This is a genomic window from Streptomyces sp. NPDC126510 (genome assembly GCF_040302345.1).
Classification (GTDB): domain Bacteria; phylum Actinomycetota; class Actinomycetes; order Streptomycetales; family Streptomycetaceae; genus Streptomyces.
The window spans coordinates 159,621-173,417 of sequence record NZ_JBEORR010000007.1; the positions used below are offsets into that span (position 1 = coordinate 159,621).

At 71.0% G+C, this 13,797-nt stretch carries 17 protein-coding genes; 16 read left to right on the forward strand and 1 reads right to left on the reverse strand.

Annotated features, from left to right (window positions below):
* The 15 genes from ABTX60_RS11750 to ABTX60_RS11820 all read left to right on the forward strand — a co-directional run bounded on the left by ABTX60_RS11750 (position 1) and on the right by ABTX60_RS11820 (position 11,688).
* Positions 1–240 carry an RNA-binding protein gene (locus tag ABTX60_RS11750; protein ID WP_031107040.1) on the forward strand — a complete coding sequence of 80 codons (240 nt, stop codon included), beginning with the start codon at positions 1–3 and terminating at the stop codon, positions 238–240.
* An 84-nt stretch (positions 241–324) separates the two neighbouring features.
* Positions 325–867: a ribosome maturation factor RimM gene (gene rimM, locus ABTX60_RS11755; RefSeq protein ID WP_352096905.1), complete on the forward strand. Its 543-nt coding sequence runs from the start codon at positions 325–327 to the stop codon at positions 865–867.
* The gene (gene trmD, locus ABTX60_RS11760; RefSeq protein ID WP_352096906.1) at positions 867–1,700 is read left to right on the forward strand and encodes a tRNA (guanosine(37)-N1)-methyltransferase TrmD; all 834 of its coding nucleotides are present in this window, start codon (positions 867–869) and stop codon (positions 1,698–1,700) included. The genes rimM and trmD overlap by 1 nt, the downstream gene beginning before the upstream one ends.
* A 134-nt stretch (positions 1,701–1,834) precedes the next feature.
* Complete coding sequence (rplS, locus tag ABTX60_RS11765) at positions 1,835–2,185, forward strand: 50S ribosomal protein L19 (protein WP_010044485.1); 351 nt, start codon at positions 1,835–1,837, stop codon at positions 2,183–2,185.
* 45 nt (positions 2,186–2,230) lie between these two features.
* The gene (gene lepB, locus ABTX60_RS11770; RefSeq protein WP_352096907.1) at positions 2,231–2,956 is read left to right on the forward strand and encodes a signal peptidase I; all 726 of its coding nucleotides are present in this window, start codon (positions 2,231–2,233) and stop codon (positions 2,954–2,956) included.
* Positions 2,949–4,043 carry a signal peptidase I gene (gene lepB / locus ABTX60_RS11775; RefSeq protein ID WP_352096908.1) on the forward strand — a complete coding sequence of 365 codons (1,095 nt, stop codon included), beginning with the start codon at positions 2,949–2,951 and terminating at the stop codon, positions 4,041–4,043. Before lepB (ABTX60_RS11770) ends, lepB (ABTX60_RS11775) begins: the two co-directional genes overlap by 8 nt.
* Entirely contained in the window at positions 3,931–4,893 is a 963-nt protein-coding gene (gene lepB / locus ABTX60_RS11780) for a signal peptidase I (RefSeq protein ID WP_352096909.1), read from the forward strand. The genes lepB (ABTX60_RS11775) and lepB (ABTX60_RS11780) overlap by 113 nt, the downstream gene beginning before the upstream one ends.
* A gap of 51 nt (positions 4,894–4,944) precedes the next feature.
* Positions 4,945–5,727 carry a signal peptidase I gene (gene lepB, locus ABTX60_RS11785; RefSeq protein ID WP_352096910.1) on the forward strand — a complete coding sequence of 261 codons (783 nt, stop codon included), beginning with the start codon at positions 4,945–4,947 and terminating at the stop codon, positions 5,725–5,727.
* Entirely contained in the window at positions 5,717–6,241 is a 525-nt protein-coding gene (locus tag ABTX60_RS11790; RefSeq protein ID WP_352096911.1) for an NUDIX hydrolase, read from the forward strand. The genes lepB (ABTX60_RS11785) and ABTX60_RS11790 overlap by 11 nt, the downstream gene beginning before the upstream one ends.
* Before the next feature lie 56 nt (positions 6,242–6,297).
* The gene (locus tag ABTX60_RS11795; protein WP_003993268.1) at positions 6,298–6,606 is read left to right on the forward strand and encodes a DUF2469 domain-containing protein; all 309 of its coding nucleotides are present in this window, start codon (positions 6,298–6,300) and stop codon (positions 6,604–6,606) included.
* Positions 6,607–6,737: 131 nt separating this feature from the next.
* Entirely contained in the window at positions 6,738–7,139 is a 402-nt protein-coding gene (locus ABTX60_RS11800; RefSeq protein ID WP_352096912.1) for a YraN family protein, read from the forward strand.
* On the forward strand, positions 7,140–8,765 hold the full coding sequence (locus tag ABTX60_RS11805) for a YifB family Mg chelatase-like AAA ATPase (RefSeq protein ID WP_352096913.1): 1,626 nt from the start codon (positions 7,140–7,142) through the stop codon (positions 8,763–8,765). It abuts the gene before it with no gap.
* A complete protein-coding gene (gene dprA, locus ABTX60_RS11810) occupies positions 8,762–9,922 on the forward strand; it encodes a DNA-processing protein DprA (protein ID WP_352096914.1) in 1,161 nt (386 codons plus the stop codon). Before ABTX60_RS11805 ends, dprA begins: the two co-directional genes overlap by 4 nt.
* Positions 9,923–10,194: 272 nt before the next feature.
* Positions 10,195–11,037: an RNA polymerase sigma factor WhiG gene (gene whiG, locus ABTX60_RS11815; RefSeq protein WP_053668728.1), complete on the forward strand. Its 843-nt coding sequence runs from the start codon at positions 10,195–10,197 to the stop codon at positions 11,035–11,037.
* Between the two features lie 93 nt (positions 11,038–11,130).
* A complete protein-coding gene (locus tag ABTX60_RS11820) occupies positions 11,131–11,688 on the forward strand; it encodes a TetR/AcrR family transcriptional regulator (RefSeq protein ID WP_352097033.1) in 558 nt (185 codons plus the stop codon).
* 150 nt (positions 11,689–11,838) lie between these two features.
* On the opposite strand, the gene ABTX60_RS11825 is transcribed toward ABTX60_RS11820, so the two are convergent.
* Positions 11,839–12,408, reverse strand: a complete 570-nt coding sequence (locus ABTX60_RS11825) for a M23 family metallopeptidase (RefSeq protein ID WP_352096915.1) — start codon at positions 12,406–12,408, stop codon at positions 11,839–11,841.
* A gap of 273 nt (positions 12,409–12,681) precedes the next feature.
* On the opposite strand from ABTX60_RS11825, the gene rpsB reads away from it, so the two are divergent.
* Entirely contained in the window at positions 12,682–13,620 is a 939-nt protein-coding gene (rpsB, locus tag ABTX60_RS11830) for a 30S ribosomal protein S2 (RefSeq protein WP_352096916.1), read from the forward strand.
* Positions 13,621–13,797: the final 177 nt, after the last annotated feature.

The window sequence follows — 13,797 nt, forward strand, 5'->3', positions numbered from 1 at the left end:
ATGCTCGAGGAGGCTCTCGAGCACCTCGTGAAGGGCATCGTCGACAACCCTGACGATGTGCAGGTCGCCTCGCGCAACCTGCGCCGCGGGCAAGTGCTCGAGGTCCGGGTCCACCCGGACGACCTCGGCAAGGTGATCGGCCGCAACGGCCGCACCGCACGCGCCCTGCGTACCGTCGTGGGCGCCATCGGCGGCCGCGGCATCCGCGTCGACCTCGTCGACGTGGACCACGTCCGCTGACGCTTTCGCAGCAGCACCGGCTCGGGCCGGGGAGGGCCACTGGGCCGTCCCCGGCCCGCAGTCGTATGACAGGAGAATGGACACGTGCAGCTGGTAGTCGCACGGATCGGCCGTGCCCATGGCATCAAGGGTGAGGTCACCGTCGAGGTGCGGACCGACGAGCCGGAGCTGAGGCTCGGCCCCGGTGCCGTACTCACCACCGATCCCGCATCCGCGGGACCGCTCACCATCGAGACGGGCCGCGTCCACAGCGGCCGTCTCCTGCTGCGCTTCGAGGGCGTCAGCGACCGCACCGGCGCCGAAGCGCTGCGCAACACCCTCCTGATCGCCGAGATCGACCCGGAGGAACTGCCCGAGGGCGAGGACGAGTACTACGACCACCAGCTCATCGACCTGGACGTGGTCACCGTGGACGGCACCGAGGTCGGCCGGATCACGGAGATCTCGCACCTGCCCACCCAGGACCTGTTCATCGTGGAGCGTCCCGACGGCAGCGAGGTGATGATCCCCTTCGTCGAGGAGATCGTCGCCGAGATCGACCTCGAGGAGCAGAAGGCCGTCATCACCCCGCCGCCCGGCCTGATCGACGACCGCGCCGAGATCGCCTCCAGCCGGGACGAGTCGTAATGCGCCTCGACGTCGTCACGATCTTCCCCGAGTACCTGGAACCGCTGAACGTCTCCCTCGTCGGCAAGGCCCGTGCGCGCGGGCAGCTCGACGTACACGTCCACGACCTGCGTTCCTGGACCTACGACCGGCACAACACGGTCGACGACACCCCCTACGGCGGCGGCCCCGGCATGGTCATGAAGACCGAGCCGTGGGGAGACGCACTGGACTCCGTCCTCGCCGACGGCTACGAGACGGGCTCCCGGGCACCCGCCCTCATCGTGCCCACGCCCAGCGGCCGGCCCTTCACCCAGGAACTCGCCGTCCACCTCTCCGAGCGCCCCTGGCTGATCTTCACCCCGGCCCGCTACGAGGGCATCGACCGCCGCGTCGTCGACGAGTACACGACACGCATGCCGGTGTACGAGGTGTCCATCGGCGACTACGTCCTGGCCGGCGGAGAGGCGGCCGTCCTCGTCGTCACAGAAGCCGTGGCGCGGCTGCTGCCCGGCGTCCTGGGCAACGCCGAGTCCCACCGGGACGACTCCTTCGCTCCCGGCGCCATGGCGAACCTGCTCGAAGGACCCGTCTACACCAAGCCCCCCGAGTGGCGCGGCCGGGACATCCCCGACGTGCTGCTCAGCGGCCACCACGGGAAGATTGCCCGCTGGCGCCGCGACGAGGCCCTCAAGCGCACCACCGCCCACCGGCCCGACCTCATCGAGCGCTGCGACCCCAAGGCCTTCGACAAGAAGGACCGCGAGATGCTCTCCATCCTGGGCTGGGCACCCGACCCGGCGGGGGAGCCGTACGGCCGATTTTGGCGCAGGACCGACGGCGTGGAAGAATAGCCAGCTGTTGTGCGTCCGTCCGGCGTGCGCCCCTGCCACAGGGGGAGACGACGTCCGCCCCGACCCGCACACACCTGATCCCGAAACCTAGTTTCCGTTGATGACCTGTGGCATCAGCGAGGAAAGCAGACGAAATGTCTCACCTGCTCGACACCGTCGACTCCGCGTCGCTGCGCAGCGACGTCCCCGCCTTCCGCCCGGGCGACACCGTCAACGTCCACGTGCGCGTCATCGAGGGCAACCGCTCCCGTGTGCAGCAGTTCAAGGGCGTTGTGATCCGCCGCCAGGGCGCCGGCGTGCGCGAGACCTTCACGGTCCGCAAGGTCTCCTTCTCCGTCGGCGTCGAGCGCACCTTCCCGGTGCACACCCCGATCGTGGAGAAGATCGAGCTCGTCACCAAGGGTGACGTCCGCCGCGCCAAGCTGTACTACCTGCGCGAGCTGCGCGGCAAGGCCGCGAAGATCAAGGAGAAGCGCGAGAACTGAGCGCTCTCCGGGGTTCGCGTCGGGGCCGGATAACATCTGGCTCCGATGGACACCGAAGCACAGCACACGGAGCGCGACCGCTCCTCCCGCCCTTCCGGCTCCGAGACGACCACCTCGGAACCCGCAGGGCCGGAGGACCGGTCGCGTTTCGCGTTGGTGGCGCGCGTCAGCTCCTGGGTCCCGGGCGGCCGGATCACCCTCACCCTGCTGGTCTGCCTGGTGTTCCTGCTGTTGCTCAGCACGTTCGTGCTGCGGCCGTTCCAGATCCCCAGCGGATCCATGGAGCCGGGATTGAGGATCGGGGACCGGGTTCTCGTAAATAAGTTGGCGTACCGTTTCGGTGCCGTGCCGCAGCGGGGAGACATCGTCGTGTTCGACGGGACCGGGTACTTCGGGCACGCGGACTACGTCAAACGCGTTGTCGGTGTGGGGGGAGACCGCGTGGTCTGCTGCGACAGGGAGGGGAGGATCCAGGTGAACGGCCGGCCGGTCGACGAGTCGGGCTTCCTGCATCCCGGCGACAGCCCGTCCGCGGTGCCCTTCGACGTCGTCGTCCCCGGCGGCACCCTGTTCGTCCTCGGCGACCACCGCAGCGATTCCAGCGACTCCCGCGATCACCTGGGCTCGCCGGGCGGCGGCATGATCCCCGTCGACGAGGTGATCGGCCGGGCCGACTGGATCGTCTGGCCGTTCGGTCACGCCACCCGGCTGCACCGGCCCGACGCCTACATGCGCGTGCCCGACGCCGGCAGGGCGGGCGCCCATGGGTAACCGCGGCAAACCACGCGGCGTCCCTGCTGGCCCCGCGGAGAACCTGCTGCCCACCGGCGCCCGCCGCGCCGCCGGTCCGTCCGGCAGCGGCCGCACGCGGGCCGAGCGCCGCAAGCTCCAGCGCAAGGTCAAGCGGCGCCGCAGGCGCGGCGCCGTGAAGGAGATACCGCTCCTCGTGGGCGTGGCGGTCCTGATAGCGCTCGTGCTGAAGACGTTCCTCGTCCAGGCCTTCGTCATCCCGTCCGGCTCCATGGAGCAGACGATCCAGATCGGCGACCGCGTCCTGGTCGACAAGCTCACCCCGTGGTTCGGCTCGGAGCCGCAGCGCGGGGACGTCGTCGTCTTCAAGGACCCCGGCGGCTGGCTCCGGGACGAGCAGCCCACCACGCAGAAGTCCGACCCGGTCGTCATCAAGCAGGTGAAGGAAGGGCTCACCTTCATCGGCCTGCTGCCGTCCGAGAACGAGAAGGACCTCATCAAGCGGGTCGTCGGCGTCGGCGGCGACCGCGTCAAGTGCTGCGACACGCAAGGGCGGGTGACCGTCAACGGCGTCCCGCTGAACGAGGACTACCTGTACCCCGGCGCCGCCCCCTCCGACACGCCGTTCGACATCACGGTCCCCCAGGGACGGCTGTGGGTGATGGGCGACCACCGGAACAACTCCGCGGACTCCCGCGCCCACCAGGACACCGACTACGGGGGCACGGTCTCCCAGGACGAGGTGGTGGGCCGCGCCATGGTCATCGCCTGGCCCTTCGGGCACTGGAACATGCTCGAGGAGCCGAATACGTACGCCACCGTGTCGGACTCGGCCACCGGGTCGACCGCCGCTCCCGAACTGTCGCATAGGGTTGCCTCCTACGATCCGAACGGAACGATCCAGCTCCCGACCCCTGCGGAACTCCCGCTCGTTATGGGAGTGGTGGGCCTGCGCCGCGTATGGGGCAGGCGGCGGCACAGAGTGAGGAGTTGGCGTGGGGGATGTGGCGGTTGGCGCACGGTCCGGACACGACGGCGAGGAGCACCGCGGACGCCCCGCGGAATCCGCCGTCCCGGCCGCGGACAGCGCCGTGACCTCCGGGAGTGACTCCGGGACAGCCGAGGACGGCAGGGTGACGGGCGAGCACACGACAGGCGAGGGCCAGGGACCGGGCGGTACGGCCAGGACACCGAAGAAGCCGCGCTCCTTCTGGAAGGAGCTGCCCATCCTGATCGGTATCGCGCTGGTGCTGGCGCTGCTGATCAAGACCTTCCTGGTGCAGGCGTTCTCCATCCCCTCCGACTCGATGCAGAACACCCTCCAGCAGGGTGACCGCGTGCTGGTCGACAAGCTCACGCCCTGGTTCGGCTCCGAGCCCGAGCGCGGTGAGGTCGTCGTCTTCCACGACCCGGACAACTGGCTGGCGGGCGAGCCGACCACGGACCCGAACGCCCTGCAGACCTTCCTCAGCTGGATCGGCCTCATGCCGTCCGCGGAGGAGAAGGACCTCATCAAGCGCGTCATCGGCGTCGGCGGCGACACGATCGAGTGCAAGAACACCGGCCCGCTCACGGTCAACGGCAAGGCGCTCAACGAGCAGGACTACGTCTACGCCGGCAACACGCCGTGCAGCGTCGACGACCAGGGCGGCCAGTTCAAGGTCAAGGTCCCCAAGGGCTACATCTGGGTCATGGGCGACCACCGGCAGAACTCGCGGGACTCCCGCTACAACCAAGCCGACAAGAACCACGGCATGGTCCCGGTGAAGGACGTCGTCGGACGCGCCGTCGTCGTCGCCTGGCCGGTCAACCGCTGGGCCACCCTGCCGGTCCCGGACACCTTCGACCAGCCCGGGCTGAGCGCCCAGCCGGCCGCCGCGGGCCTGACGGTCGCGCCGCAGGGGATCGCGCTCCTCGGCGTGGTGCCGGTGGTGCTCTGGCGTCGCCGGAAGCAGTGATCCCGACCATGGGCTGACCCCGGCCGGTACCCCCGGGTAGGGTGCGGACCCATGGGTGGCGAGAGCATGACGCACACGGCCCCGCGCGGCGGCGGCTCGGGCACGGGCCCGGTGGGCAGCCGGACCGGACAGCGGTTGTCCGGGCTGGCCGTCGCACTGGGCCTCGTGCTGTTTCTCGGCGGGTTCGCCTGGGGAGCGGTGGTCTACCGGCCGTACACCGTGCCCACCAGCTCGATGACACCGACGATCGACGCGGGCGACCGGATCCTGGCGCAGCGTGTCGACGGGGGCGAGGTGCGCCGCGGTGACGTCGTCGTCTTCAAGGACGCGACCTGGGCCAACGCGCCCATGGTCAAGCGCGTGGTCGCCGTCGGCGGCGACACGGTCTCCTGTTGCCAGGACGGCAAGCTGAAGGTCAACGGCAAAGAGATCGACGAAACGTACCTGCCCAAGGGCACACCGGCCGAGATGAGCAACTTCCCGACCGTGACCGTGCCCAAGGGGCGCCTCTTCCTGCTCGGCGACGAGCGGGGCAATTCCGTGGACTCCACGGCCCACCTGACCGACGCCGCCAGTGGCACCGTGGCACGCTCCGCGGTGGACGCTCGCGTCGACACCGTCGTGTGGCCCATGAAGGGCATGCTGCAGCGCCCCACCGGCTTCGAGCCGCTCGGCACCCTGTCCTCGCCCGGACCGTTGCGCACGATCACCGCCCTCGTGATCGCGGGCGCCGTGCTCGTCCTGGGCGGAGGTGCCTACGGACCCATCGCCAAGCGCGCCGGGGCCGCCCGGGCCCGCCGGGAGAGCGTCACGGAGCCCGCAGGTGTCCGCTGAGGCCGTGGGAGCGGGCCAGGACACCTACGAGGGCGGGCTGCGCAGGGTCGCCCGGGTCGTGCTGCTCGACCCGCGGGACCGCATCCTGCTGCTGCACGGGCACGAGCCGGACGACCCCTCCGACGACTGGTGGTTCACCCCCGGCGGCGGTGTGGAGGGCGAGGAGACCCGTGAACAGGCCGCTCTGCGGGAACTCGCCGAGGAGACGGGCATCACCGAGGTCGAGCTCGGCCCGGTGCTGTGGCGGCGTAGGTGCTCCTTCCCGTTCGCGGGCCGCCGCTGGGACCAGGACGAGTGGTACTACCTGGCGCGTACGGACCGCACGACCGTGGCCGCCACCGGGCTGACCGAGCTGGAGCGGCGCAGTGTCGCCGGAGCGCGCTGGTGGACGTGTCCGGAACTGAGCCGGGCACATGAGACGGTGTATCCGACCAGACTCGCCGGGCTGCTGCGCACGCTGCTCGACGAAGGTCCCCCGGCCAGGCCAGTGATCCTTGACCCGGAAATCGTCTAGGGGCTCGCAGGACTGGCGCACAATGGGGGGATCGCACGGCTGAAGGGGAACATGCCATGAGCGCCGAGGACCTCGAGAAGTACGAGACCGAGATGGAGCTGAAGCTCTACCGGGAGTACCGCGATGTCGTCGGTCTGTTCAAATACGTGATCGAGACCGAGCGACGTTTCTACCTGACCAACGACTACGAGATGCAGGTGCACTCGGTCCAGGGTGAGGTCTTCTTCGAGGTCTCCATGGCGGATGCCTGGGTCTGGGACATGTATCGGCCGGCGCGGTTCGTGAAGCAGGTGCGGGTCCTCACGTTCAAGGACGTGAACATTGAGGAGCTGAACAAGAGCGATCTGGAGCTGCCGAGCGGGTGAGGGCCGCGCGCGTGATCGCCGGTGGGGCGATGGGGCGCGCGAGTGGTGGGGTCTCGGTCACCCCTGTGGGTGGCGGGGTTTTCCACAGTCGCTGAGCCGTCCACCAAGATCCACTTCGTGGGGACGGGTGCGTGATCGTTGGCGCCGGAGGTGGTGCCGACATGACCGCACATCTGGCACGCAGTGCCATGGGAAGGTACGGAGAGGGCCTGGCCGCACGGCGGCTGGCCGAGGCCGGTCTGACGGTCCTGGAGCGCAACTGGCGCTCCGGCCGGACCGGCGAGATCGACATCGTGGCCAGGGACGGGGACGTCCTGGTCGTCTGCGAGGTGAAGACCCGCAGGGAGGGTCCCTTCCAGCATCCGATGGCGGCCGTGACCCCGCAGAAGGCGGAGCGGCTGCGGGGCCTGGCCGAGCGGTGGATCCAGACACACGGGGGCGCACCGCCCGGCGGGGTCCGCATCGACGTGGTCGGCGTGCTGCTGCCGGCCCGCGGAGCCGCCGTGGTCGAACATGTGCGGGGGGTGGCCTGAATGGCATTCGCCCGTACGTGTTCGGTGGCGCTGGTCGGCGTGGAGGGCGTCGTCGTCGAGGTCCAGGCCGACCTCGAACCCGGCGTCGCGGCCTTCACGCTGGTGGGGCTGCCCGACAAGAGCCTCACGGAGAGCAAGGACCGGGTGCGCGCCGCGGTCGTCAACTCGGGCGCGGCCTGGCCCCAGAAGAAACTCACCGTCGGCCTGAGCCCGGCCTCGGTCCCGAAGTCCGGCAGCGGCTTCGACCTGGCCGTCGCGGCGGCGGTCCTCGGCGCGGCGGAGCGCGTCGACCCGAGGGTCCTGGCCGACATCGTGATGATCGGCGAACTGGGGCTGGACGGGCGGGTCCGGCCGGTGCGGGGGGTGCTGCCGGCGGTGCTGGCGGCGGCCGAGGCGGGGTACGAGCAGGTGGTGGTGCCGGAGTGTGCGGCCGCTGAGGCGTCCCTCGTGCCCGGGGTGTCGGTGCTGGGCGTGCGCAGTCTGCGGCAGCTGATCGCCGTCCTGGCCGACGAGCCCGTGCCCGACGAGGAACAGGTCGAACTGGGCCGCCCGGATCCGCTCCTCGCCGGCCTCCGGATGCCGGGCACGGGCGCGGCCACGGGCATGCACAGCGTCGGCGCGGCCCAGCACGACCACGGTCACGATCTGGCGGATGTCGTCGGGCAGACCTCGGCGCGCACGGCTGTGGAGGTGGCCGCAGCGGGTGGGCATCACCTTTTCCTCGAAGGGCCGCCCGGCGCCGGCAAGACGATGCTCGCCGAACGGCTGCCGGCCATCCTGCCCCGGCTCGGCCGACAGGAGTCGCTGGAGGTCACGGCGGTCCACTCGGTCGCGGGCCTGCTGCCTCCCGGCAAGCCGTTGATCGACGTCGCGCCCTACTGCGCTCCGCACCACTCCGCCACGATGCAAGCGCTCGTCGGCGGCGGCCCGGGCATCGCACGGCCCGGAGCGGTGTCCCTTTCCCACCGCGGAGTGCTGTTCCTGGACGAGACACCGGAATTCAACAGCCAGGCCCTGGACGCCCTGCGCCAGCCACTGGAGGCAGGGCATGTGGTGATCGCTCGCAGTGCGGGTGTCGTGCGCTTCCCGGCCAAATTCCTCATGGTGCTCGCGGCCAACCCCTGCCCGTGCGGCCGCTTCTCCCAACGGGATGACCTGTGTGAATGCCCGCCCTCGGCCATCCGCCGCTATCAAGCGAGGCTTTCCGGTCCGCTGCTCGACCGGGTCGATCTGCGCGTCGAGGTGGATCGCGTCACCCGCTCCCAGCTGACTGCTTCCGCCGCCCGGGGTGAATCGACCGCGACGGTCGCCGACCGGGTCCGAGCAGCCCGGGAACGAGCCGCGGAGCGCCTCGTCGGGACCCCCTGGCGCACGAACAGCGAGATGCCCGGCCGGGAGCTGCGCAGCCGGTGGCACGCCTTGCCCGGCGCGATGGACGAGGCCGAGCGAAGCCTGGAACGAGGCGTCCTGACCGCCCGCGGCCTCGACCGCGTCCTGCGCGTGGCCTGGACCGTCGCGGACCTCGTCGGCCACGACCGGCCCAACGCCATGGACGTCGCCCTCGCACTCCAGCTGCGCACCGGTGTACCGCGCGGCGTACCCATGGCCATCGGGGCGCTGACGTGAGCCTCGTCGACTGGCCGGACGACGACCTGCTCTGCCGGGTCCTTCTCACCCGGGTCATCGAGCCCGGGGACGAGGTCGGCGGGCGGTGGGTGCGGGAGTTCGGGGTCCGGGAGGTGGTCCGGCGGCTGGCGGACGGCGGGGCCGCTCTGCCGGGGGCGAGCGGGAAGCGGTGGGCCGGGCTGGTGGCCAGGGCCGAGGCCGCCCGGCCACGCCGTGATCTGGAGGCCGCCCGGGCCGCCGGCGTGCGGTTCGTGTGCCCCGGGGACGCGGAGTGGCCGGGGCAGCTCGACGATCTCGGGGACGCCCGGCCCTTGGGGCTGTGGGTGCGTGGGCGGGCCGGTCTGCGCATGTGGGCGCTGAAGTCGGTCGCCGTGGTCGGTGCCCGGGCCTGCACCGAGTACGGGGCACACATGGCCGCCACCCTCGCCGCCGGGCTCGCCGAGCGGGGCTGGGTCGTGGTGTCGGGCGGCGCCTACGGAGTCGACGGTGCCGCCCATCGCGGAGCCCTCGGAGCCGGCGGCGCCACCGTCGCCGTCCTCGCCTGCGGCGTCGACCGGCCCTACCCCCGCGGCCACACCCAGCTGATCGGCAGAATCGCCGAACAGGGGCTGGTGATCGGCGAGTTGCCACCCGGGGATCACCCCACGCCGAGCCGCTTCATCCTGCGCAACAGAGTGATCGCCGCGCTCACCCGCGGCACGGTCGTCGTCGAGGCGGCCCACCGCAGCGGCTCCCTGGTCACCGCGCGGGCGGCACAGCGCCTCGGCCGGCACACGATGGGCGTGCCGGGCCCGGCCACCAGCGCCCTCTCCGCCGGGGTGCACGATCTGCTGCGCGGGGAGGCCGCCCTGGTCACCGACGTCGCGGACGTCGTGGAACTGGTCGGCGGCATGGGAGAGCTGGCCCCCGACCGGCGAGGGCCCGTCCTGCCCCGGGACCTGCTGGAGCCGTCCGCCCGGCAGGTGCTCGACGCGTTGCCGGGACGCGGCACAGCAGCGCCCGACGAGATCGCGCGCTCCGCACAGACCGCACCGGACGACGCGATCGCGAGACTGTACGAACTCCGAGCACTCGGTTACGTCGAACGACATGGCGACGGCTGGAAGTTGACACGCCAGGCGGTGATGTCGGTCCGGGACGCTCGCGGGCCGTGCTGACGGTCTGTGTTCGGCCGTCCGGGGGAACCCCGACATCCCTTGGAAATGCGCCCAGTTGGGGCCTTGCGGTGATCACACCGAGCGACCGCGTCACCCCGCGGGGGCGTCCCGAGGAACGTATCTGCGCCCGCCCCGGCCTTTGCCCTTCGCACACCGCGACACCGCAGTCACGCTACGCTCGCGAGGATCCCGACACGGACAGGCAACTCGACATCAGACAGACAGCTCACCCCGGCAGCACCACTTCGCAGCAGAACGGCACAAGGCGACGAATGCCCCAGCACACCTCCGGGTCCGACCGGGCGGCGATCCCCCCAGCCGCCCGTGACGGTGGCAGCGTGCGGCCGCCCGCTCCCTCGACGCTCGACGAGCTGTGGCGGTCGTACAAGGCGACGGGGGACGAGCGGCTGCGGGAACAGTTGATCCTGCACTACTCGCCGCTCGTGAAGTACGTGGCGGGGCGGGTCAGCGTGGGCCTGCCGTCCAACGTGGAGCAGGCGGACTTCGTCTCGTCCGGGGTGTTCGGGCTCATCGACGCGATCGAGAAGTTCGACATCGACCGGGAGATCAAGTTCGAGACCTACGCGATCACCCGGATCCGCGGCGCGATGATCGACGAGCTGCGAGCGCTGGACTGGATCCCCCGTTCGGTGCGGCAGAAGGCGCGCAACGTGGAGCGGGCGTACGCCACGCTGGAGGCGCGGCTGCGGCGGACGCCGACCGAGGGCGAGGTGGCCGGCGAGATGGGCATCGCCGTCGAGGAACTGCACGCGGTGTTCAGCCAGTTGTCGCTGGCCAACGTGGTGGCCCTGGAGGAGCTGCTGCACGGCGGCGGTGAGGGCGGCGACGGGCTCAGCGTCATGGACACGCTGGAGGACACCGCCGCCGACAATCCCGTCGAGGTCGCCGAGGACCGGGAGCTGAGGAGGTTCCTGGCACGGGCGATCAACACGCTGCCCGACCGGGAGAAGACCGTGGTCACGCTGTACTACTACGAGGGCCTCACCCTGGCCGAGATCGGGAACGTGCTGGGTGTGACCGAGAGCCGGGTCAGTCAGATCCACACCAAGTCGGTGCTGCAGCTGAGAGCGAAACTGGCGAGCTTCGGCCGCTGACCTGGCCGGACGGCCTCGGGTCGGCCTCAACCACTCCCGTGCGGCGGGGCGCGTCCGTACAGTGTTGACGTGCCAAGGATTCGAGCGGCCTCCGTGGCCGAGCACCGGTCGATGCAGCGAGCCGCCCTGCTGGACGCGGCTCGTTCCTTGTTGTCCGAGGGCGGTACGGAGGCGCTGACCTTCCCGGCCCTCGCCGAGCGGACGGGCCTCGCGCGCTCGTCCGTCTACGAGTACTTCCGGTCACGGGCAGCCGTGGTCGAGGAGCTGTGCGAGGTCGACTTCCCGGTCTGGGCCGCGGACGTGTCGGCGGCGATGGAGCGCGCGGAGACGGCCGAGGCCAAGGTCGAGGCGTATGTGCGGCAGCAGTTGGAGCTGGTCGGGGACCGGCGGCACCGCGCCGTGGTCGCGATCTCCGCGAGTGAACTCGACGCGGGAGCGCGGGAGAAGATCCGGGCGGCGCACGGCGGGCTGGTCGCGATGATCGTCGAGGCGCTGGGCGAGCTGGGTCACGAGCAGCCCCGGCTCGCGGCGATGCTGGTGCAGGGAGTGGTGGACGCGGCCGTGCGCAGGATCGAGCTGGGGGCGGCGGAGGAGCCCGCGACGATCGCGGATGCGGCGGTGTCCATGGCGCTGCGGGGTGTGCGGGGCTGAGCCGCGTCCGCGCCCGGGGCGGGTGGGCCCACAGCCCGGCGGAGCGGGGTGCGCCGCGCCCACCCACACCCAGGCTCTCGGCTTCGCTCGAGCAGGGAGCCGGAGCCGGGGACACCCGTCGCCCCGGCGGCACGATTGCCCGCAGCGGGGTCAGTACACCGGCAGCAGTCTGGACGGGCCCCGGCTGAGCAACCACGGTGGCAGGAGGGGCAGGGGGTTCAGATAGGTCTCTCCGCGCCGCAAGCCCCAGTGCACACACGTAGCCGTGCAATGCGACCCGCTCGCGTCCACCGTGCCCATCACCTCGCCTGGTTCCACCTCGTCGCCCTCCTCCACCGACGCCATCACCGGCTCGTAGGTCGTGCGCAGGGGCGGGTCGCCGGTGCCCGTCAGCTCCACCGAGACCACTCCCTTTCCGGCCACCCTGCCCGCGAAGGAGACCCGGCCCGCCGCCACCGCCCGCACCGGCGTTCCCGCTGCGGCCGCCAGGTCCACGCCCCGGTGGCCCCGGCCGTAGACCGTCGCCGGGGGCTCCCAGCCGCGCAGCACCGGAGGGCGCAGGCCGACGGGCCAGGCGCGGCCGACCGCCGGCACGGCGGGGTCACCGAGGGGAGAGCCCGCCGCGAGCAGCCGCGGCGGTGGGGCCAGCAAGGCCCACACTGTGAGGAGCAGCAGCAGGATCAGACGCGTACACACGCGGACACACCGGTTCATTCGCATGGGAAGAGCGTCCCGGACCAGCGCCCCTCATGGCCCCCGGCTGTGGATCACCCGCCGGTTGTGGACAACGGCGTCACCCGGCACCCCGCGGGTCCCGTACACTTCTGGTGGCGATCCGAGTCATCGGGTCGACTTCGCACGCCCCGATACGCACCCCGGCAACGGGCCGTATCAGCGCCCCTCGGTCCCTCGTGGAACGGCGCGCAGTGGGCGTCAGGCGCGGAAGCCGTCCGGCATCCGCGGCACAACCGAGAAATTCAAGGAGATACGGCCATGGCCGTCGTCACGATGCGGGAGCTGCTGGAGAGCGGCGTCCACTTCGGTCACCAGACCCGTCGTTGGAACCCGAAGATGAAGCGCTTCATCTTCACGGAGCGCAACGGCATCTACATCATCGACCTGCTCCAGTCGCTGTCGTACATCGACCGCGCCTTCGAGTTCGTCAAGGAGACCGTCGCCCACGGCGGCACGGTCATGTTCGTCGGCACGAAGAAGCAGGCGCAGGAGGCCATCGCCGAGCAGGCCACCCGCGTCGGCATGCCCTACGTCAACCAGCGCTGGCTGGGCGGCATGCTCACCAACTTCTCGACCGTCTACAAGCGTCTGCAGCGCCTCAAGGAGCTCGAGCAGATCGACTTCGAGGACGTCGCCGCGTCGGGTCTGACCAAGAAGGAGCTTCTCGTGCTCTCGCGCGAGAAGGCCAAGCTGGAGAAGACCCTCGGCGGTATCCGCGAGATGCAGAAGGTGCCCAGCGCCGTCTGGATCGTGGACACCAAGAAGGAGCACATCGCCGTTGGTGAGGCCCGGAAGCTGAACATCCCGGTCGTCGCGATCCTCGACACCAACTGCGACCCCGACGAGGTCGACTACAAGATCCCGGGCAACGACGACGCGATCCGCTCCGTCACCCTGCTCACCCGCGTCATCGCCGACGCCGTCGCCGAGGGCCTCATCGCCCGCAGCGGTGTCGCCACCGAGGGCAAGGGCGACAAGGCCGCGGGCGAGCCGCTGGCCGCGTGGGAGCGCGACCTGCTCGAGGGCGAGAAGAAGGCCGACGAGGCCGCCCCCGCCGCTGAGGCTGCTCCGGCCGCCGAGGCCGAGAAGCCGGCCGAGGCCCCCGCCGCTGAGGCCGAGAAGCCGGCCGAGGCCCCCGCCGCCGAGGCCGAGAAGCCGGCCGAGGGCGACAAGCCGGCCGAGGCCGAGCAGGCCTGACCCCGTCAGTCCCGTGGTGACGGCGGGAGCGGTACTGCTTACACCAGCGCCCTCGGCGCGGTGAAGTCCGCTCCCGCCGTTCACCCGTAGGTCAGCGGAAGGACAGCGCGCTCCTGCTCCATGGAGCGCATCCGCAGATCTTCGATCTTCCAGACTTCGAGAGAGATTCACAGACTC